The 20,968-nt window shown below is 58.5% G+C and carries 17 protein-coding genes and 2 tRNA genes; 15 read left to right on the top strand and 4 right to left on the bottom strand.

Going from position 1 to position 20,968, the window contains the following annotated elements:
- Positions 1 to 124 precede the first annotated feature (124 nt).
- Both GX108_07730 and dut read left to right on the top strand, forming a co-directional pair.
- A complete protein-coding gene (locus tag GX108_07730; protein ID NLO56918.1) occupies positions 125 to 2,419 on the top strand; it encodes a polyribonucleotide nucleotidyltransferase in 2,295 nt (764 codons plus the stop codon).
- A gap of 2 nt (positions 2,420 to 2,421) precedes the next feature.
- On the top strand, positions 2,422 to 2,862 hold the full coding sequence (gene dut / locus GX108_07725) for a dUTP diphosphatase (protein NLO56917.1): 441 nt from the start codon (positions 2,422 to 2,424) through the stop codon (positions 2,860 to 2,862).
- A gap of 230 nt (positions 2,863 to 3,092) precedes the next feature.
- Here the strand turns inward: dut and GX108_07720 are convergent, their stop codons facing one another.
- On the bottom strand, positions 3,093 to 4,568 hold the full coding sequence (locus tag GX108_07720; GenBank protein ID NLO56916.1) for a sodium-dependent transporter: 1,476 nt from the start codon (positions 4,566 to 4,568) through the stop codon (positions 3,093 to 3,095).
- 317 nt (positions 4,569 to 4,885) lie between these two features.
- Here GX108_07720 and thrS point away from each other — a divergent pair, with 317 nt between their 5' ends.
- The 3 genes from thrS (at position 4,886) to GX108_07705 (ending at position 8,635) form a co-directional block, all read left to right on the top strand.
- A complete protein-coding gene (gene thrS / locus GX108_07715) occupies positions 4,886 to 6,817 on the top strand; it encodes a threonine--tRNA ligase (protein ID NLO56915.1) in 1,932 nt (643 codons plus the stop codon).
- Between the two features lie 89 nt (positions 6,818 to 6,906).
- The gene (locus tag GX108_07710) at positions 6,907 to 8,169 is read left to right on the top strand and encodes a serine hydroxymethyltransferase (protein NLO56914.1); all 1,263 of its coding nucleotides are present in this window, start codon (positions 6,907 to 6,909) and stop codon (positions 8,167 to 8,169) included.
- 46 nt (positions 8,170 to 8,215) lie between these two features.
- The gene (locus GX108_07705; GenBank protein NLO56913.1) at positions 8,216 to 8,635 is read left to right on the top strand and encodes an adenosylmethionine decarboxylase; all 420 of its coding nucleotides are present in this window, start codon (positions 8,216 to 8,218) and stop codon (positions 8,633 to 8,635) included.
- A 29-nt stretch (positions 8,636 to 8,664) separates the two neighbouring features.
- On the opposite strand, the gene nudC is transcribed toward GX108_07705, so the two are convergent.
- Positions 8,665 to 9,468 carry an NAD(+) diphosphatase gene (nudC, locus tag GX108_07700; protein NLO56912.1) on the bottom strand — a complete coding sequence of 268 codons (804 nt, stop codon included), beginning with the start codon at positions 9,466 to 9,468 and terminating at the stop codon, positions 8,665 to 8,667.
- A 97-nt stretch (positions 9,469 to 9,565) separates the two neighbouring features.
- Here nudC and GX108_07695 point away from each other — a divergent pair, with 97 nt between their 5' ends.
- A complete protein-coding gene (locus GX108_07695) occupies positions 9,566 to 10,741 on the top strand; it encodes an RtcB family protein (protein ID NLO56911.1) in 1,176 nt (391 codons plus the stop codon).
- 43 nt (positions 10,742 to 10,784) lie between these two features.
- On the opposite strand, the gene GX108_07690 is transcribed toward GX108_07695, so the two are convergent.
- Together GX108_07690 and GX108_07685 are read right to left on the bottom strand one after the other, a co-directional pair.
- Positions 10,785 to 10,860, bottom strand: a tRNA-Glu gene (locus GX108_07690).
- Positions 10,861 to 10,872: 12 nt separating this feature from the next.
- A tRNA-Gln gene (locus GX108_07685) sits at positions 10,873 to 10,947 on the bottom strand.
- A gap of 175 nt (positions 10,948 to 11,122) precedes the next feature.
- Here GX108_07685 and GX108_07680 point away from each other — a divergent pair.
- The 9 genes from GX108_07680 to GX108_07640 all read left to right on the top strand — a co-directional run.
- Complete coding sequence (locus tag GX108_07680) at positions 11,123 to 12,391, top strand: class II fructose-bisphosphate aldolase (GenBank protein NLO56910.1); 1,269 nt, start codon at positions 11,123 to 11,125, stop codon at positions 12,389 to 12,391.
- A gap of 118 nt (positions 12,392 to 12,509) precedes the next feature.
- Positions 12,510 to 14,222 (top strand): ribonuclease J, encoded by a 1,713-nt coding sequence (locus GX108_07675; GenBank protein NLO56909.1) that lies wholly within the window; start codon positions 12,510 to 12,512, stop codon positions 14,220 to 14,222.
- Positions 14,223 to 14,281: 59 nt separating this feature from the next.
- Entirely contained in the window at positions 14,282 to 15,901 is a 1,620-nt protein-coding gene (locus GX108_07670; GenBank protein ID NLO56908.1) for a Na/Pi cotransporter family protein, read from the top strand.
- A gap of 3 nt (positions 15,902 to 15,904) precedes the next feature.
- Entirely contained in the window at positions 15,905 to 16,711 is an 807-nt protein-coding gene (locus GX108_07665) for an undecaprenyl-diphosphate phosphatase (protein ID NLO56907.1), read from the top strand.
- A 4-nt stretch (positions 16,712 to 16,715) separates the two neighbouring features.
- Positions 16,716 to 16,961, top strand: a complete 246-nt coding sequence (locus tag GX108_07660; GenBank protein NLO56906.1) for a hypothetical protein — start codon at positions 16,716 to 16,718, stop codon at positions 16,959 to 16,961.
- The gene (maf, locus tag GX108_07655) at positions 16,961 to 17,572 is read left to right on the top strand and encodes a septum formation protein Maf (GenBank protein NLO56905.1); all 612 of its coding nucleotides are present in this window, start codon (positions 16,961 to 16,963) and stop codon (positions 17,570 to 17,572) included. The genes GX108_07660 and maf overlap by 1 nt, the downstream gene beginning before the upstream one ends.
- The gene (locus GX108_07650; GenBank protein ID NLO56904.1) at positions 17,569 to 19,479 is read left to right on the top strand and encodes a hypothetical protein; all 1,911 of its coding nucleotides are present in this window, start codon (positions 17,569 to 17,571) and stop codon (positions 19,477 to 19,479) included. The genes maf and GX108_07650 overlap by 4 nt, the downstream gene beginning before the upstream one ends.
- Complete coding sequence (gene csaB / locus GX108_07645; protein NLO56903.1) at positions 19,476 to 20,489, top strand: polysaccharide pyruvyl transferase CsaB; 1,014 nt, start codon at positions 19,476 to 19,478, stop codon at positions 20,487 to 20,489. The genes GX108_07650 and csaB overlap by 4 nt, the downstream gene beginning before the upstream one ends.
- Before the next feature lie 4 nt (positions 20,490 to 20,493).
- Positions 20,494 to 20,968: transketolase (locus GX108_07640; GenBank protein ID NLO56902.1), on the top strand; the 475-nt coding region annotated here is incomplete at its 3' end.

Genomic DNA, 20,968 nt, shown 5'->3' with positions numbered 1-20,968 from the left:
GACGGATACTTTGGGTAGTAATCAAAACGAGGGCGGCGTCACTCGCCCTCGTTCTTTTTTGTCCGCTTGTGCTATTCTTTAACGGGAAAAAAAAGGGAAGAAAATAAGAGGAGGAAACAACATAATGATGGAAACATTCAACGTTGAAGTCGGAGGTCGCGTCATGACCTTCGAGACCGGCAAGTTGGCCAAGCAGGCCAACGGAGCGGTCCGCGTCACCCAGGGCGAGACATCCCTGCTGCTGACCGCGTGCATTTCAGACAAACTGAGGGAGGGGATCGATTTTCTCCCCCTCCTGGTGGATTACGAGGAGCGCTTCTACTCCGCCGGTAAGATCCCGGGGGGGTTCATCAAGAGGGAGGGTCGTCCTTCCGAGACGGCCATTCTCGCTTCGAGGATAATCGACCGGTCCATTCGGTCCCTTTTCCATGATCATACCAGGAACGATATTCACATAGTGGCCACAACGCTGTCGGTGGATCAGTCCACCCCGCCGAATATCCTGGCCATCAACGGCGCTTCGGCCGCGCTGATGCTCTCCGGTATCCCCTGGAAGGGGCCGGTGGGGGCGGTCAGGGTCGGCAGGATCGACGGGCGACTCGTCATCAACCCCACCGAGGACCTGATGAAGGAGAGCACCCTTGACTTGGTCGTGAGCGGCCACTCCGGGGGGATCACCATGGTGGAGGCCGGGGCTGGCGAGATCCCCGAGGACGTGATGGTGGACGCCCTAGAGATGGCTCAACAGGAGATATACGCCTTGGTCCAGGCCCAGGTCGAGATGGCCGAAAGGGCCGGAAAGCCGCCCGTCAAGATAACCGAAGCGGAGACCTACCCGGAGATAGACTCCTGGATCGAGCGGGAACTCTACGGGGAGATCTACCAGGCCGTACAGATCCATGAAAAGAAACCCAGGGGCGAGGCTATTGGTATCGCCACGGACAAGGCCCTGGAGAGCCTGCTCGAGGGATTTCCCGAAGCGGAGTCCTATATAAAGTCCGCCGTGGAAGATACCGTGAAGAGAGCCATGAGGTCTCTCATCGTCGACGAGGGCCGAAGGGCTGACGGAAGGGCCATGGACGAGGTTCGTCCCGTCACCTGCGAGGTGGGGATTCTTCCCAGGGTTCACGGGTCGGCCCTTTTCACCAGGGGCGAGACCCAGGCGCTGGTGACAACCACCCTAGGGATGGTCGGCGAGGACGACCAATTGGTCGATGGCCTCAAACTGGACGAACCCTCCAAGCGCTTCATGCTTCACTATAACTTTCCCCCCTTCTCCGTCGGCGAGGTACGGCCCATGAGGGGTCCCGGGCGGAGGGAGATCGGGCATGGCGCCCTGGCGGAGAGGGCCGTAAGAGGAATGCTTCCGGGGGAAGAGGATTTCCCCTACGCGGTCAGGGTGGTCTCGGACATACTGGAATCCAACGGCTCCAGTTCCATGGCTTCGGTCTGCGGGGCCAGCCTCTCCCTGATGGACGCGGGGGTCCCCGTGAAAAAGACCGTCGCCGGAGTCGCCATGGGGTTGATAAAGGAAGGCGACAAGGTGGTGGTCCTAACCGATATCCAAGGCCTGGAAGACCATTACGGTGACATGGATTTCAAAGTCACGGGCACCAAGGAGGGAATAACGGCCCTCCAGATGGATAACAAGGCCGGGGGCATAACCAGGGCCATCCTGGAGAAGGCCCTCGACCAAGCGCGCAGGGGAAGGCTTTTTATCCTTGACAAGATGGACAGCGTCCTGGCTGAGCCACGCGAGAATATATCCGCCTATGCCCCCAGGATCTACACCCTCACGGTGCCCCTGGACAAGATCAGGGACATCATCGGGCCCGGTGGCAAGACGATACGCAACATCGTCGCCCAGACGGGCGTCAAGGTCGACGTCGAGGACGACGGTAGAGTTTTCGTGGCGTCGCCCACCACCGAGGCCGCTGAAAAGGCCCTCGACATGATCAACGACCTCGTCAGGGACGTCACGGCCGGAGAGGTGTTCTCGGGCAAGGTCACCCGGCTCATGACCTTCGGTGCTTTCGTGGAGGTCCTTCCTGGTAAGGAAGGTCTTCTGCACGTGAGCGAGATAAGCACCACTCACGTCGGCAAGGTCGACGATGTTCTCTCCCCTGGGGATTCGGTCCTTGTGATGGTCAAGGAGATCGACGATATGGGGAGGATCAATCTCTCCAGGAGGCGAGCCCTTGAAAGAAGAGGCGAACCGGAACTGGCGGAAAGGTTTGCCGACGCCTTCGTCCTGGAGGACGCCAGGGAGGAGAGGATCAAGGCCCTGCCTCCCTCGACTGACCGCGACAGGGGCCCGAGAGGTGGAACCTCGAGGCCGGGAAGCAGGCCGGGCGGCGACAGGAGGCCTCACGGGGGGCCCAGGAGAAAAGACTTCGGGGACAGGGGCAGGGATAGGTAGCCATGCTGGACCCGGTAAAACTCGGGATTTTCCGGGATGATGACGGGGCAGAGCTGCCGGCTTACGCCACGCCCTTTTCTTCCGGGGTTGACCTCATGTCGATGGAAAAAGCGATCATCCCCCCCGGAGGGAGGCTTTCGGTGGGGACGGGGATCCGTCTCGAGATACCCGCGGGGTACGAGTGCCAGGTGCGTCCCCGCAGCGGTCTTGCCCTGAAGCACGGGGTGACCGTCCTGAATGCGCCGGGAACGATCGATGCCGATTATCGGGGCGAGGTGAGGGTCATCCTCGTCAACCTGGGTGAAAATCCCTTCGAAATCGAAAAGGGGGACAGGATAGCCCAGATGGTCCTCGCCCCCGTGAGCAGGATAGATTGGAAGGTAAAAGATTCCCTGAGCCGGACGGACCGGGGAAGCGGAGGCTTCGGCAGCACCGGAAAGTGACCTTCCGATAAGATAAGGGGGCCGCTCTGCGCACAGCGGCCCCTTATCTTATCGGTCGATCGACGCGCTACTTTTTCTCCTCGGCTTTTATGGTCCTGTAGACGCACCAGCCCGTGCCGCCGAAGACGAGGGCCATTATGACGATCATGTTGAACTGCCAACCCATCGGAATTCCTCCCCGCGAGTGGTCTTCTTCAAAGGGTTCCCCTTGAGCGGCGCCGGCGGCTGATCTATTCGGCGGCCTCGAAGGGGAACCTTGACTTGTTCGCCAGCCAGTTGTTCGTGACCAGGGCGATGGCGACCACGATAGCCCACTGGTAGACCATGGTACCCACGGAGAAGGTGTACACCGATATTGGGAGCCACTTCATATATGTGTCGGGGTACCAGCTGGCGGCCTGTGCGATCCACCAGACGAAGATTATCGCGAACCATAAGGGGAAGAGGTAGATCAGTTTGAACATCCAGGCGGCCTTGATGTCCGAATCGGGTGCTATATACTCTTCCCAGACCTTGTTGACGCCTACTTTAAAAATGGCGGCGATGGAGAAGATGAGGCCGCTGAAAAGGAGGCCAACGCCCCAAACCCAGTCCTGGTTGTCCAGGAAGGAAACATCCCAGGCCGAGGGAAGTCCGAAAACCAGGACCCCCAAGCCAACGACCAGGGCGCCTTTTTTACGCGCCCAGCCGGCATCCAACAGGAAGCGCAGGGTCATCTCGAACATGGCGATCAGGGAGGTGAACCCGGCAAAGACCAGGGACAGAAAGAACAGGGCCGCAAAGATCGCCCCGCCGGGCATGACGGCGAAAAGCCTGGTAAGGTGGATGAAGGCGAGCCCGGTGTTACCACTGCCTACGGCTGCCGTGGGATCCGGGGATAGGGCGAAAATGGTGGGGATGACAGCCAAACCGGCAAGAAGGCCCGCCAGGGTGTCGGCGAAGCAGATGGTGGTGGCGTTGAGGGCTATATCCTCGCGCTTTTTCGTATAAACATAGTAGGTAAGCATGAGCCCCCACCCTGCTCCCGTGGACCAGGCCACTTGGGTAAAAGCCTCGAGCCAGACCCGTCCCTTGAGCAAGTCCTCCCACTTGGGTTCGAAGAAGAATCTCAGGCCTTCGGAGGCACCGGGGAGCATGTTGGCCCTGATGGCCAGGAAAAGGAGCAACACGAAGAGGGTTGGAATGAGGACCTTGTTTATTTTCTCGAGTCCCTCCGAAACACCCCGGAGGATGACGGCTGTAGCGGCGATCACGGTCAAGATGTGCCACGGCACCATGGCACCCGGAGTGCCGGAGAAAGCCGCCCACAGTGCCTCCGCGTCTAGGCCGGGTTTTATGACGCCGGTTAGGGCGTACACCAAGTAACGGATGCACCACCCCACGACGACGGAGTAGTAGAAGGTTATTCCCAGGCAGATGAGGGCTACGGTCGTTCCCATCCAGGTCCAATTTCGGCCCACCATCACCTTGAAGGAGCCTATGACGCCCATCCTGGAGACTTTGCCCCAGACGGCCTCGGCCATGAGGAGCGGGATGCCCCAGAGAAACAGCCCTATCAGTAGGGCAATGACGAAAGCTCCGCCTCCCTGGGAAGCGGCGACGCGGGGGAACCGCCAGATGTTCCCCGTGCCGACGGCCATCCCAACGCAGGCCAGCACCAAGCCCCAGCGGGAAGTCCACTGGTCGGTATTTTTTTGTTCAGCCATGCTTTCCTCCCTCCTTGACCAGGATTTTCAAAGCGGGAAAGCCATTACAAAAGAGGCATGATGGCGAAACTTCGACTCGCTCTCTTTTACACCCCCCTTTTTAAGGAAGGATGAACGAAATGGGGAAGTGAAGAAAAGTTTATTAACAGGGTGATATTTCAAGGTTGATTTTACCAGGAAGATAAAAGGCGTTGCATAAACCCCAAGGGGTGTATATTATATACATTTCACCCAGGGATGACCCCGGAGCCTTGCTGCTGTAAAATGCAACCCGCCGGCCCTTTTGCCTCAACGGGAGCGGTTGGTCATTATCAAGGATGGAGGCTTGGACATTGCCAAAATACGCGGGACCAGAAGGATTGGAGCTTTTTTCTCCCGAGGCCTTGACAGCCGGAGAAATATTGTCGCGATGGAAACTTGAGTCGGGTTCGATCGCTGCCAAAAGCGACGGGGAACCGGTCGACCTCACCGCCATCATTGAAAATGATTCCAGTATCGAGCCCATCGCCTTTTCAAGCCAGGCAGGCCTGGATATCCTGAGGCATTCGACGTCGCACCTCATGGCCCAGGCCGTCCAGAGGATATTCCCAGGAACAAGGCTTGGTATCGGCCCTTCGATACAGGATGGCTTTTACTACGATATGGAAGTCGCCGGCACATTGACCGAGGAGGATCTTTCCAGGATCGAGGAAGAGATGAAGAAGATTTCCTCCGAGGGTATCGCCGTGGAAAGGCTCCTCCTGCCCAGGAAGGAGGCCCTGGCCCTCTTCAGGGAAAGGGACGCCGTCTACAAGCTGGAACTGGTCTCGGAGATCCCCGACGAGTTCATATCGATCTACAGGCAGGGAGAATTCGCGGACCTGTGCCGAGGCCCCCACGTGGTTTCCACCTCGGAACTGAGGCACTTCAAACTTCTCTCCGTGGCGGGGGCTTACTGGCGAGGCGACGAAAAGAACATCATGCTGACCAGGATATACGGTACGGCCTTCGACACCGCCGAGGCGCTCCAGGACCACATCAACAGGATCGAGGAGGCCAAACGCCGGGATCACCGGAAGCTTGGCAGGGAACTGGACCTTTTCAGCATCCAGGATGAAGGTCCGGGCTTTCCCTTCTTTCATCCAAAGGGCACCGTGATCATAAACCGGCTCGTGGAATTCTGGCGGGCGGAACACTCCCGGCGAGGCTATTCCGAGATAAGAACACCCCTTATCCTCGACCGGGAGTTGTGGGTCCGATCGGGCCACTGGGACCATTACCGCGATAACATGTACTTCACCGAGATTGACGGTCGCCCCTTCGCCGTGAAGCCTATGAACTGCCCCGGTGGGATCCTGGTCTACAAGACAAGGATAAGGAGTTACCGCGATTTCCCCTTGAGGATTGCCGAGTTGGGCACCGTCCACCGCCACGAGCGTTCCGGCGTCCTGCACGGGTTGATGAGGGTCAGGTCCTTCACACAGGATGATGCCCACCTCTACGTTACGCCGGAACAGATCAAAGAGGAGATCATCGGTATCATGGACCTAGTCAGGTTCATCTACAGCGACGTGTTTGGTTTCTCCTACCGCGTGGAATTGTCCACCAGGCCGGAGAAAGCCATGGGAGATCCTCTCATGTGGGAGAAGGCCGAGGAAGCCCTGCAGGAGGCCCTGGAGGAGTTCGGCGTTGCGTACCGGCTGAACCCGGGTGACGGGGCGTTCTACGGCCCCAAGATCGACTTCCACCTCGAGGACTGTATCGGGAGGACGTGGCAGTGCGGCACGATCCAGCTTGACTTTCAGATGCCCGAGAAGTTTGATATGACCTATATCGGTCCCGACGGGAACGAACACCGTCCCGTGATGCTGCACAGGACGATCCTGGGTAGCCTTGAAAGGTTCATGGGGATCCTCATAGAGCACTACGCGGGTGCCTTTCCCTTCTGGCTCTCGCCGATCCAGGTCAGGATCGTACCGGTGAAGGAGGGGCATGGCCCTTACGCAGTCGAAGTGGGATCAAGGTTAAAGAGCCTCGGCTACAGGGTGGAAAAGGACAGCAGGGACGAGAAGCTGGGCAAGAAAATCCGTGACGCCCAGTTGGAGAAGATACCCTACATGGTAGTCATCGGCTCCAGGGAGGTAGAAAACATGACACTGTCCGTCAGGGACCGAAGCGAGGGGGACATGGGGACCATGGATCTTTCGGCCTTTGAGGCCCTTCTCCAGGGTCAGTTTGACCCGGTCCAGGGACGGAAAGGCATCGCCTGACCAGGATCATCACCAGGAAGTATAATATTGGTTCGCAAGGGGAAAAGGGCGACCTGTCCTATGAAAGGGGATGGCCAGTTTTGGACATCATGAAGTCGGTTATGGGAGACGCGGACCCGGAGATAGATTCCCTGGTACAGTCTGAATTCGAGAGGCAAAGGCAAAGCCTTGAACTGATCGCCTCCGAGAATTTTGTCCCTCTCAATATACTCCAGGCGCAGGGTTCGGTGCTGACCAACAAGTACGCCGAAGGATACCCCCATAGAAAGTACTATGGAGGTTGCGAGTTTGTCGAATCAGCCGAGGAACTGGCGGCGAAAAGGGCCTGTGAACTTTTCGGGGCCGAACACGCCAATGTCCAGCCCCACTCGGGCACCCAAGCCAACATGGGAGTCTACTTCACCGTCCTGGAGCCCGGCGACTCGATCCTCGCCATGGACCTGGCCCAGGGGGGCCACCTGTCCCACGGGCATCCCCTGAACTTTTCGGGAAGGTTTTTCGAAATAATACCCTACGGTGTCGACAGGGAGACGGAGACCATAGATTACGACGAGGTGGCCAGGCTGGCCCGCGAGAACAGGCCTAAAATTATCGTAGCCGGCGCCAGCGCTTATCCCCGTCTCATCGATTTCAAACGCTTTGGCGATATCGCAGCGGAAGTGGGCGCCTATCTCATGTCGGACATGGCCCATATAGCGGGCTTGGTCGCCGGCGGGGTTCACCCCAGCCCCGTCCCGCACTCGGATTTTATCACCACGACGACCCACAAGACCTTGAGGGGACCAAGGGGCGCCCTTATCCTTTGCAGGGACAAGTATGCCGCCGACCTGGACCGTAACGTCTTTCCCGGTATACAGGGAGGGCCCTTCATGCATGTCATCGCCGGTAAGGCCACCTGTTTCCTGATGGCCATGAGGCCGGAGTTCAAGGAATACGCCGCGCAGATCGTGAAAAACGCCAAGGCCCTCGCTGCAGGCCTGGGCGACAGGGGATACAGGCTGGTCGCGGGCGGCACCGATAACCACATGCTGCTTTTAGATCTCCGCAGCAAGGGCCTTACCGGTAAGGAAGCCACGGACATACTGGGCCAGGTGGGTATCACCGTCAACAAAAATATGATACCCTTTGATCCCGAGAAACCCATGGTGACCAGCGGTATCAGGCTGGGCACACCGGCACTCACTACGAGGGGCATGAAGGAGAAGGAGATGGCCTTGGTGGCCGAGATCATCGATCTTGCCCTCACGGAGAGGAAAGAACGATCGGCGATGGACCGGGTAGCCTCGACGGTGAGGGACCTTGCCGGGTCCTTCCCGCTCTACCCGGAATTGCAAAAAGGTTATTTTTTCTAGATTTTCCGCATCTATTCGAGGGAGACCATCCCGGGGAGGAGAAGCCATGGACCCTAGGGGGATTCACTATATTGTCGAGGCTTCAGGTTGTGGTGACGTCATTGGCGAGGTCGACAGGATGCAGGAGATCCTCGTCGAGGCCGCGCGGAAGGCCAATACCCATGTCTGGGCGGTTTCCTTCCATCGGTTCCCTCCCAATGGGGTCAGCGGTGTCGTGGTTATCAGCGAATCCCATCTATCGGTGCACACTTGGCCCGAAGCCGGGTACCTCGCCCTGGATATCTATACCTGCGGAGCGGAGAGCATACCTGAACAGGCCGTCAGCCATGTCCTTGAAAGGGTCCAGGCCGGACACACCCATATCAGCGAACTCACCAGGGGCCTGGACGATGACGGCGACCGCGTTTACTATCACTCTCTGATCACCTGGGAGGAGGAACTCCGCAAGGGGAAACCCAAGAACTGAGCCTGCCGGCGAGGGCGCGCGCTCTTAAGTCAGGCGTGCCTGGCCAGGTAATCGTCTATGAGCCTTCTTGAAATGCTGAGGCTCGGAGGTATATCGGGGAGGCAGTCGGGCGAGAACCAGGCGGCGCTCTCTATCTCGTCGCCGTCCGCCTTTATCTCTCCCGATTTCCATTCGGCGCGGAAACCCACCATCATCGAGTGGGGAAAGGGCCAGGGCTGGCTCCCGAAGTAAGCGATGTTCTTCACCCTGATGGAGACTTCTTCCATTACTTCCCTCTCAACGGCGCCCTCCAGGGTCTCTCCCGGTTCGACGAACCCGGCGATTACGCTGTACCTGCCCTTGGGGAAACGGCTGTTCCTGGCCAGGAGCAGTTTCCCGTCCTTTACCACGGCGACGATGACGGCGGGAGTGACGGGGGGGTAGCTGAGCAAACCGCAGGAGGGACACTCCAGGGCGGTCTCGTTCTCGACCTCGCGCATAGGGGTGGCGCAGCGTCCGCAGAAGCGGTTCCGGCGGGACCATTCCATGAGCTGGAAGGCCCTTCCGGCCTCGAAGAAAGTGCGCTCACCCAAGAGGGACCAGATGTCCCTCAGGGATACCAGTTCCATCCCCCCAGGGAACGCTTCGTCCTCTCTCAGGGATACCCAGTGGTTGCCGGGCCGACCCGTCATCCAGTTCCGCGGGCTCTGCTCCGAGAAGGGAAGCCCCGCTATATCCTCCCAGGATGGTAATTCGGGTTCCGGTTCCGTCCTCAGCAGCAGAAGATCGCCCCTGAAAACGAAGCAGGGCCTTTCGATCGCCGAAGGCGGCCTCACCTGGTCTTTTGAGTCCATGTCGTCTCCCACCGTCCTCATGGTTGGCCTACAGATGTTATCATGTTCCTGGGAGAATTTTTCGTGACTTTGAAAAATTCATATAGGAGTGGTTGACATGACAGAACTGGTGATCCATGCCAGGGACGTGGATGAGCCGACCATGGCCCAGATCAGGGATATAGCGACCCATCCCGCCGTCGACGGCCTGGTGGCCATCATGCCCGACTGCCACCTGGGGGCGGGCTGCGTCATAGGTTTTACCGGAAGGTTTAAGAACGCCGTCATACCAAACGTCGTCGGCGTCGATATAGGTTGCGGCGTTCTCCTTGCACCTATTGAGGGGGTGAAGCAGGGTGACATCGACTTCGGTGCCCTTGATAAATTCACCAGGGACAGCATCCCCCTCGGAAAGACCCATCATCGCGATATGGGGATACTCAACTGGTTCGAGTCCCGTTTTCCCGACCGGGGCGCCAGGGCAAAGGTTCTGGGCGGCCGCGCCGATGAGGAATTCTACAGCACCCTGCTCTCCCGGAGGCCGAGACGCCCCGCTTGGAGCCAGTTTGGGACCCTTGGGGGCGGGAATCACTTTATCGAAATCAACAAAGACCCAAAGGGCTCCCTATTTCTTGCAGTACATACCGGCAGCCGACATTTTGGTTTCCAGGTTGCGAATTTCTTCCAGAACATGGCCCGGCGCTACCAGTCCAGGATCGGGATTGCCGCCTCGCTCCCCCGTGGCCTTGAGCACCTCCCCCTCGACAAGGGAGGGAGCGAGTACATGAAGTGGCTCCGCATAGCCCAGGAATACGCCAGGCTGAACCGATTCATCATCGCCGACAGGGTCATCTCCTTCTTCGGCCTGAAGTTGAACGAGGGAACCCTTATCGACAGCGTACACAATTACATCAGCGAAAAGGATGGCATCGTGAGGAAGGGTGCCATCTCCGCCCACAAGGGCGAAAGGTTGGTCATCCCTTTGAATATGGCCTCGGGCATCGTGCTGGGAGTCGGAAAGGGCAACCCGGCTTACAATTACTCGGCACCCCACGGAGCAGGACGCCTTTTCAGCCGCAAGGAGATGACGCGCAGGCTGAAGGAAGGCACCATCACGATGGAGTCCTTCAGGAAGAGCATGGAGGGCGTTTTTTCGACCTCTATTCTCAGGGAAACCATCGATGAATCGCCTATGGCCTACAAAAGATGGGAGGACATAAGGGACGAAGTCGGCGAGGCCGTCGAGATATTGGCGCTGCTTCGGCCGGTGTACAACCTGAAGGCTCCGGAATAAAAAGGCGGATCCCCCCGAAAAAGGGGGTCCGCCTCGCTATTTTTGGTAGCCCCAACGGGATTCGAACCCGTGTTACAGGACTGAGAACCCTGGGTCCTAGACCACTAGACGATGGGGCCCTTCGTAATTGTTGGCTGGGGGACAGGGACTCGAACCCCGACTTCTTGATCCAGAGTCAAGCGTCCTGCCTATTAGACGATCCCCCAAGGATCGTTTTCGTAGCGCGCCGGCTATATTATCACGGGTCAAGCGGAACCGTCAATGTCACGGCCTGTTGAATATCCAAGTTGTGGAAACCACGAAAGAGCATGGCCATGGCCGTGAATGAAGGACCATCTTCATTGTACAATGTGTGCGGACATTACCGGGAGGTGTTCTAAAATGGATCAAAGCAGCAGGTCTTACCGCGAACTGCTCGAAAAACGGCCTCTTAACGTCCAGTCCGTTTTCGGCAGCGAACCCGTGGCCCTGGTCAGCGGCAGGGACATCGCGGCCGCGGCGAGAAGGACGGACTCCATCGTCCTCGCGGCTAACGTGCGCAACCCCCTTACGATAAAGGGCGTCCTCGCAGCCGCCAAGGAACTCAACGCTTTCGTATTGCTGGAACTGGCCAAGTCGGAGAACACATACTGCGGATGCACCTTCGAGAACGTGCCCGCTATGGCCCTTAGGTATTCCAGCGAACTTGGAGGAGGAGTGCCCTTCGGCCTCCACGTGGATCATTATGCCATCAAATCCAGGGAAGACCTTTTGAAATCCATTTCCCACCTGGGGAAACTGGTCGAACTGGGGTGGACATCGGTGGCGATCGACGCCTCCCACTGCCCCGACTGGGAAAACCTCTGCTACACGAGGGACGCGGCGATGCACGTCCCGGCTTACCTGGGGCTCGAGGTGGAGGTGGGAGAGATCAAGGGACCCGGTGAACTGACCACGGTCGAGGAGGCCCTGTTTTTCGTCGGTGGGTTGAACTCCTGGGGTGTCTTTCCAGACTTTCTCGCCATCTCCAACGGAAGTAAGCACGGAACCTACGACAGCGCCGCCGGAGAGGCCGAGGGAATCGACCTCAAGCGAACCGGGGAGATTGCCGGTGCCATCGCGCCCTATGGCGTAACCATAGCCCAGCACGGGATATCGGGCACTCCTCTCGACAAGGTGTCCCGGTTTTCCGAATTCGGAATAAATAAGGGCAACGTGGGCACCCTTTGGCAAAATATCGTCTATGGCCTTGAGATGGACCCCGCCACGGGCAACGCCGTCGTGAGGGACGGCTCCTACGTCAAGGAGCCCGATAGAGGCATCACCTTGGAACTCTGGGAAAAAATGGTGCGGTGGGCCGATGGCCAGGGATTCTCACGCAAGTCGGGAGACTACAAGAAAGCCAACAAGTCCTTCCATGATGCTATCATGGCCCTTCCCGAGGGAATCCATGCGAGGATAGTCGACGAGACCACCGAATGGGCGAGGAGGTTCATAAAAGCCTTTCATGCCGAAGACGGCGCCGACGCTTTGCTCGAGGTGATTTCAAAACGCGGGGATCACAACGCCGCCCCTGAGCAGCCGGTTATCGCGTCGAGAAAGGATTTCACGGAGGCCGCTTCTTCCGATCGCGCGGCACCCGGTGAGAGTACTCAAGATTTCAGTGATTAAGCCGGGCGGGCCGGCTGATACTGTAACATTCCCGGGCGCCTGCCTTGACCCGGGAAGTATTGTTGTGCCGTGTCACTGACCGCCGAGCGGTCAGGACGATGAAGCCGGAGGTGTATCGATGTCGTCAAAAGCCCCGAGAGGGAAGCGTGGGCGAAAAGCCCCCGCCAGGGATGAACTTCGTTTCATTCCCCTTGGAGGCCTGGGCCAGATAGGCAAGAACATGTTCGTCCTCGAATTCGGCGAGGACATAATCGTCGTGGACTGTGGCCTGATGTTCCCCGACGAGGAGATGCTGGGCATAGATTTCGTGATCCCCGACGCCTCCTACCTTTTCGAAAACCGCGAGAGGATCCGGGGTCTTGTTCTCACCCATGGCCACGAGGACCATATCGGGAGCCTGCCCTTCATCCTGCCCAGGATAGATGTGCCCCTTTACGGGACAAAGCTCACACTGGCCATGGTCGACGCCAAGTTCCAGGATTCCTGCCCGGATTACAAGCCCAGGTCGATCGAAATCAAGTCAGGGGAGAGGTTCAGCCTGGGGTGCTTTGACGTTACCTTTCTTTCGGTATGCCACTCGATCCCCGATGGAGTGGGGTTGGCCGTGGAGACGCCGGTCGGGACGGTCATTCATACCGGTGACTTCAAACTGGACCCGACTCCCGTGGACGGAAGGATAACGGATTATTCGGCCTTCGCCGATTACGGGAGCAAGGGAGTCCTGCTGATGCTTTCCGATTCGACGAACGTGGAAAGGCCGGGTTTCACCCAGTCGGAGAGGATTATTGGAAGAACACTGGAGCGGCTGCTCCGGCTTCACCGGAATAAAAGAGTCATTATAGCCGCTTTTTCCACCAACCTCCACAGGTCTCAGCAGATACTCCAAGCGGCGTCCAGGTTCAACAGGAAGGTAGCCCTCATGGGAAGGAGCATGATCCAGAACGTGAACCTAGCTATCGACCTGGGCTACGTCGATGTTGAGAGGGACGCCCTCATTCCCATGGAGGAAGCGGGCCAGGTGCCCAACAACAAGCTCATCGTCCTCACCACCGGTAGCCAGGGCGAGCCCTTCTCGGGTCTCGTGAGGATGAGCAAGGGCGAACACCGTTTCGTCAACCTTGGTCCCGGTGACCTGGTGGCGGTCTTTGCCTCTCCCATTCCCGGGAACGAACGGCTTGTCAGCAGGACTATCAACCGCCTTTTCGAATGCGGTTGCGAGGTGGTCTATGACCGAGACCAGGAGGTTCACGTTTCAGGCCACGCGGCAAGGGAAGAACTCAAGATGATGCTCAGCATCGTGAGGCCCAAGTACTTTGTCCCCCTCCACGGCGAGTACCGGCACCTTGTCAGGCACGCCAAGCTGGCCCAGGAGATGGATATCCCCCAGAAGAACACCTTTGTGCTTCAAAATGGCGATGTGCTCAGCCTGGATGGAAACAAGGCCCAGGTTCGCCGGGGAGTCGTCCCATCGGGCGGTATCCTTGTCGACGGCATGGTCCTGGGCGAGATGCAGAACAGCCTGCTCAAGGAAAGGCTGGAGATCTCCGAGGAAGGAGTTGTGGTGGTGTCGCTGGTCCTCGACGGCGAATACCGCCTCGCCGCTCGACCCCTGATCGAAAGTATAGGATTTCTCCACATGGACGACGCGGAACAGTTAAGGGGCGACCTCACCCTGGAGATCGAGAATACCTTGGAAAAGCACACGGTACGGACCGGCGAGAATGAACAACGGATCGCCCAAAAGGTGAGGAGCAGGGTCCGAAATGTATTGAAAAAGCATATCAGGGCCCTGCCGGTGATAAAAGTCCTTGTCACGATAGTTGAGAGATAGCGTTTTTTGACGCGGGACGGATCCTCGTTGGGTTTTTGCCTGGCAAGGGAGGTATGGTTTTGACGACGGGACTTCTTTTCAACCTCTTGGGAGGGGTAGGGCTCTTCCTCTTCGGTATCAAGTTGATGGGGGAGTCGCTGCAGGACCTCGCGGGTGACAGGATGAGGCGCCTTATATCGGCCCTGACGAGTTCACCCCTGAAAGGCGTCCTCGTGGGGGCGTTGATGACGGCCGTGATCCAGGCCAGCGGCGCGACGACGGTGATGGCTGCCAGTTTCGTCCATGCGGGCATGATGACCCTGAAGCAGTCCGTTGGGGTCATGATGGGGGCGGCGATAGGCACCACCGTCACGGCACAGCTTGTAGCCTTCAAAATAGGTGACTTCGCCCTGCCGATGATCGGGGTGGGAATGCTGTTCGCCGTCTTCGGAAGGAGCAAGAGGCAAAAGTTCGTAGGGAATGGGATCGTCGGTTTCGGGCTTCTTTTCCTGGGGATGCTGACCATGGGGAACGCCATGCTCTTCATCAGGGAACGCCAGGATATTTTCCTCGCCTTCCGGCATCACCCCTTGCTGGGAGTGTTGGCAGGAACGCTCCTCACCATGCTGGTCCAGTCGAGCTCCGCCACGGTAGGGCTGACCATCGTCATGGCATCCCAGGGGCTGCTCACCCTGGACTCGGCCGTACCCATCCTTTTCGGAGATAACATAGGCACCACCATTACGGCGGTGCTGGCCTCGCTGGGGATGAACCGTTCGGCGAGACAGTCGGCCTTTGCGCACGTCCTATTCAAGATCATCGGAGCGATCGTTTTCCTGGCCTTTATCGGCCCCTTCAAAAGCCTGGTGCTCCTGACCTCTTCGGACATAGCCAGGCAGCTCGCCAACGCCCATACCCTTTTCAATGTTCTCAACACCATACTGTTTCTGCCTTTCGTGACCCCCTTCGTGCAGCTCGTGAAGGCCATTATTCCCGATGATGAGGCGGTAATCCTGATGGGCCCCCGGTTCCTGGACAGGAACCTGATCAAGGCCTCGCCCATTGCAGCCGTTGACGCTGTCAGGAAAGAACTTGTCAGGATGGGACTGCTCACCTTGGATATGCTGAGAGACGTCAAAACCGCCTTTACCGATGATGACCGGAGGATGATCGAACAGGTCCACCAGACCGAGAAGGTTGTGAACGAATTGAACAGGGAAGTCACGTCCTACTCGGCGGAGTTGATGCAGGTCAGTCTCCCCCCTGTCCTTTCCTCCTCTTTGTCCAGCTACGTAAACGGAGTGGGCGATATCGAAAGGGTGGGTGATCACGCCGAGAACCTGATAGAGCTCTATGAATACAAGATCGAGCACAACCTCCCCTTCTCCGATGTTGCCATGGAAGAATTCGAGGTTATGATAAACCTTTCGGAGAAGACCGTGAGACTCGCCGTGGAGGCCCTCGATACGGCCGATGCGGAGAAGGCCCGCCAGGTCTTCTCACTGGAAGACGACATCGACGCAATGGAAAGAAACCTCAGAAGGCGCCACATCGACAGGTTAAATCAGGGTGTATGCAACCCCGGTTCGGGAGTGATATTCATCGATATTCTGAGCAACCTTGAACGGGTGGGCGACCACGCCAACAACATAGCCCTGATAGTCAAGGATATAAACCACATCCGCTCCAAGGAGGCATGACCCTTGCATCTTCAGTCCGCCCTGCTGGGTCTTGTCCAGGGTATCACCGAATTCCTTCCCGTAAGTAGTTCAGGCCATCTCGTGATCGCGCAGAGGTTTTTCGGGTGGTCGGAGCCGGCCCTCTCCTTTGCAGTTATGCTCCACCTGGCCACCATGGCCGCTACGCTTATTTTCTTTCGGGATGATATAGTGAAAACCGCCCGCGAGTGGTTCAAGGGGCTCTTTTCAGTGGGAAGTCGCTGTCTCCCCGGCTGGAGGTATGGCTGGAGTGTCATCGCGGGCACATTGGCAACCGGTGCCGTGGCCTTTGTCATCAAGCCGGTGGCGGAATCCCTTTTCTCTTCTGCACTTTTCGTCGGGTTCGCCCTCCTGGTGACGGGGTTCGTTCTGCACTATGGGAGCAGGATCTCCCCCGCAAACCTCCCCGTGTCGTTGCCATCGGCCCTCAAGGTCGGTATCGCCCAGGGCCTGGCGATCTTTCCTGGCATATCAAGGTCGGGGTCGACCATCGTGATAGGACTCAGGGCGGGTCTTTCCCGTGAAGAGGCTTTCACCTTTTCCTTTCTCCTCTCCCTCCCCGCGATCTTCGGGGCGGCCGTACTCGAGGTGATCGAAGCGGGGGGCCTATCAAGCGTGCTTTCGTCGCTGCCCAAGGGTTGGTGGATCGGGATGGCGGTCGCCTTCGGGTCGGGGCTTCTGGCGTTAAGCATTCTTCGCAGGGTTATCGTCAGGGGACGACTGGGTTTCTTTTCCATCTACTGCATTATGGCGGGCCTTTTCGTTGTGGCCCTCAATCTGATCAGGGGGTGATGATATGGCGAAAACCGCGTACAAAGAAGGATGGTGGATCGTAACCCTTTGCATAATCTTTGGCAGCTTTGTGGGTGTTTACCTGCAGAGGTTCACTGTCACCGAGAGGTTTTTTCGTAACATCATAGATGCCGGTTTCGACATGAGGAACATCAACCTCATCGTGATCGATTTCGGATTTCGGCTTTATATCCGCGCAAACTTGGGTACGTTCCTCGGGGGAATCTTCGGGGTGTTGGCCATTCGATGATGGAGCGTGGCCCCCGATTTTTCCCCGACGTTGTCCTGGCCTCGACCAGCCCGAGACGCGAAGCGCTTCTCCGAGACCTGGGGTGGAACTTCAAGGTTGTACCTCCCGTGGTCGAAGAGAGAATCTCGGAAGAGGGCGATCCCAGGGAGCAGGTGCGAAGGCTGGCGGAGGCGAAGGCCGATTCGGTTTTCGCTTTTCAAAGGGATTCCCTGGTGATCGCGGCGGATACGGTAGTCTTGCTTGGAGCGATGATCCTGGGAAAACCCATAAACGCCGGTGATGCTTTCCGGATGCTCAACCTGCTTTCGGGGAAGACGCATTCCGTGGTCACCGGCGTCGCCGCCAGGTGGATGGACCGGCGGGCCTCGGCGACCGAAGAGACCCTGGTCACCTTCAGGGACCTTTCGGAGACCCAGATCAAGGCCTACCTTTCGGGCAACGAGAGCGAGGACAAAGCTGGCGCCTATGCCATCCAGGGATTGGGCTCGCTGCTTGTGCGTTCAATCAGAGGTTGCTATTTTAACGTCGTAGGGCTCCCCCTCTTCAGGTTGAGCAGGCTCCTGGAGGGTATGGGGTTGCCCCTCGAGGATCAGTGGGGTGAGAGAGTGTGAGGAAAGGACCGTTCTCCCTTTTTGTCTTGTTCCTGGTGTTTTCCGCTCTTTTCGCCGCCCTGGGCCTTCTCCCGCGGGTCCAGGCCGAAAAGGAGGGCAACGTGGCGGCCCTGGTCACCGATATCAGGGATGTGGTGAGCCTAACCAGGGAATCGGAGCTGTCCGTTCCCGCGGTTCTCGATGAACTTCTTGGACGGGGGCTCACCGCGGTGGCGGTCGGAGAACTGACAGGCCAGGAGCTGGCGGCCCAAATGCTGGAACTGGAGTACGGAGCCGCGGGGGACCTTCTCGCAGGATCTAGACCGGGAGATTTGTATCCGGATACGGCGGCCATCCTGGTCAAACCCGGTGCTCTCTTTTCCAGGGAGATCAAGGCTTTTATCCTTCAAAAATTTCCCGGGACCAGGGTCTTCAGCTTGGAGGAAGGGGACCTGCTGGCGCAGCCCCTTTCGCTGGCGGAAACCCTCGAAGCCGGCATGATACCGGACTATCCCATGCTGGAGTTGCTCCGGGGAAGGGATATCCCGCTGATTTATCGTCCCGGATCGACGCTGGGGGTCAGGGGTGAAAACGTGGCCCTTGCGGTGGTCTCGGTACTGGACGCCTTTCCCGATATACGCGCCGTGGTTCCGGCGGGCCTTTTCGTCGCCGGTTATCCTGAGTTGGGCCCCCTTTCGGAGGTTCTCCGGGAGCGGAGCATCCCCATCTCAAAGGTTGAGTTCTCCCAACAGATAGGGGCCGCCTCCCTCGAGAGGGCTCTTTTTCCGGAGATCCTCTCCCTGCACAGCGTGAGGAAGGAGGAGATCCTCAGCAGGAGGCTCACCAGGGACGACTTGGTGGAAAGATTCGTTCGGGCCTCCCGGGAACGTTCCGTCAAAATCCTCTACCTGAGACCCTCGGATCTCCACTCGGGCTCCAGGTTGAAGAGATTCGGCGACGAATGTTCCATGATATCGAAGCGGCTGGGTTCGCTCGGCATCCGCACCGGCTGGCCCGAAACGATAGAGGGCTGGAGCACAAGCCCCTTCTCCGCCCTTGCTCTCGGTCTCGTTCTGGTCGCGCTGGCCTTGAGGCTGACGGCCAGGTTCCTTTCCGTGGAGAAGAGAGGCCTTGACCTGAAGGAAGCGGTGGTCGCGCTCGTCCTTTCGGTGTTCCTGGCTGTTCTTTCGCTCAAGCTTCCGATCGCTGCTAGGATCTCCGGGGCCCTGGTCGCCTCCTTCGCAGCGGCCGAGGCCTCCTTGGTGGCACTCGAGAACTTCGGGCGCCCCCTTCGGGGGGTGATTTACGGCCTGGCCGTAGCCCTTTTGGCGGGCCTGGCTATAGCCTCCTTTTTCGGAACTCCCTGGTACATGCTGAGAATGGGCACTTTCTCGGGTGTCAAGATTGCGCTCCTGCTCCCCCCCATGATCCTGCTCCTTCACGACCTGAAGAGGAGGATCCATCCCGAGTCGTTGGCCCAGGTCCTGTCGCGGCCTCCGGTCTGGGGAGAATTGGCCCTGGTAGGAGTCCTGGCCGCCGCGGCGGGGGTCATGGCTCTCAGGAGCGGCAACGTATCCTTCGTCCCCGGATGGGAGATACGGTTCCGGGAGTTCCTGGAGCAACTTCTGATCGCCCGACCCAGGACGAAGGAGATCTTTGCGGGCTATCCCGCCCTAGTGCTCTGGTTCGTCGTGAGGAGAAAGGATATCTGGGGGGGCTTCCGCGAGATCTTCAGGCTTGGCTCCACGCTGGCCTTTTCGTCAGTGATAAACAGTTTCTGTCACTTTCACACCCACCTTTCCTTCATACTACTCCGTGTTTTTAACGGACTCTGGACCGGGCTCATCGTGGGTTCCGTCGTGGCGGCCGTCCTTGTACTGTTGGTCCTGCCGGCCTGGAGAAGGTGGCAGGGGGTAATTGCAGGATGAGTCGACCACTGGACGTAGTCCTTTGTGGTTATTATGGTTTCGGAAATCTCGGCGACGAGATGATGGCTGAAAGCATCTTGGCCCTATTGAAGAAAAATGGGGTGCCCGGCGAGAGGGTGGCAGTACTTTCGGCCGGTAAAGGAGCTCCGGTGAAGGGGATGGGACCGACCCTGGCGGACCGATGGAACCCCGCAAAGGTAATGTCCGTCCTGAGATCCAGCAGGACGTTGCTTCTCGGGGGCGGAGGACTATTTCAGGATTCCACCAGCACGAGGTCCTGCGCCTATTACTGGGGAGTGACCAGGATGGCGCGTCTCGCCGGCTGCAGGCCCTGGGCCTTTGGTCAATCAATAGGACCCCTGGGAAGGAGCACGGCTCGCTTCCTGGCCCGCGATGCCCTTGCGCTCTGCCGGGAGAGGGTCGTCAGGGACGAAGGATCGAAGGAGCTCCTTGAAAGTTGGGGACTCGAGAGCAGGATCGCTCCCGACCTCGTTTTCGCGATGGCGCCCGGTTTCACCGGTGGTGGAAATGGGAACCTTCTCCTCGTCAATGTCAGGCCCTGGGGAAGGGGGCTCCCCGAAGCGACCGCCCTTGCCACGGCCCGTGTCGGGGAAAGGTCCGGTCTTGACTTGGTCGGGGTCGCCCTTTCCGATGAAGACAAAACCCTCATGGAGGATTTCAAATCCCGCGGAGTGTTCAGCCCCTCCCGTGTTGTCCGCATCAGGGATATCAACGAGGCGCAGGAGCTGTGGTCGGAGGCGAAGGCGGCGATGGGCATGAGGTTCCACTTCTGCCTCATTTCGGTCCTTGCGGGTGTGCCTTGCCTGGCGGTACCCTATGAGCCCAAGGTCAGATCCTTCGCCGAGGAATGGAACCTGCCCCTTTGGAATGGGGGCGAGCCTCCTTCGTTCCAGCAGGATCCCCCGCGAGGGGCTGGGCCGGGTGAGGCAACAGGCAGGCTGGAAGAAGTTTTCCGCCATACCCTGGAAGCCATGCTCGCAGGAGAATGATGTGATGAAAACCTCTCAAAGGCGCGAACTTGAAAGAATTGCACTCGAAGTTAGGAAAGATATAGTCAGGATGACCGGCGTCTCGAGGTCAGGTCACCTGGATTCTTCCCTTTCCGTCGTCGATATACTGGTCTTCCTTTACTGGAAGGTCCTGAGGATCAGGCCCGATGAACCCCTCTGGCCTGAGAGGGACAGGCTGGTCTTCAGCAAGGATCATGCCTGTCCCGCTCTTTACGCGGTCCTCGCCAGGCGGGGTTTCTTCGAGAGGGATGAACTGTGGAATTTCCGCCGACTGGGAGCGATGCTGCAAGGACGTCCCGAGCACGCCAGGACGCCTGGTGTCGACGCCCCAGGCGGGTCAAGAGGAATGGCGATCGGGATCGCCAATGGCCTTTTGCTCTCATCCCGGATGGGGGGTCTCGACCGCAGGGTAATCTGCGTGATGGGCGCCGACGAACTCCAGGAGGGATCCCTATGGG

Origin of the sequence: Thermovirga sp. (genome assembly GCA_012523215.1) — a bacterium.
Lineage (GTDB): Bacteria > Synergistota > Synergistia > Synergistales > Thermovirgaceae > 58-81.
This window is presented reverse-complemented; position numbering and strand designations above follow the sequence as displayed.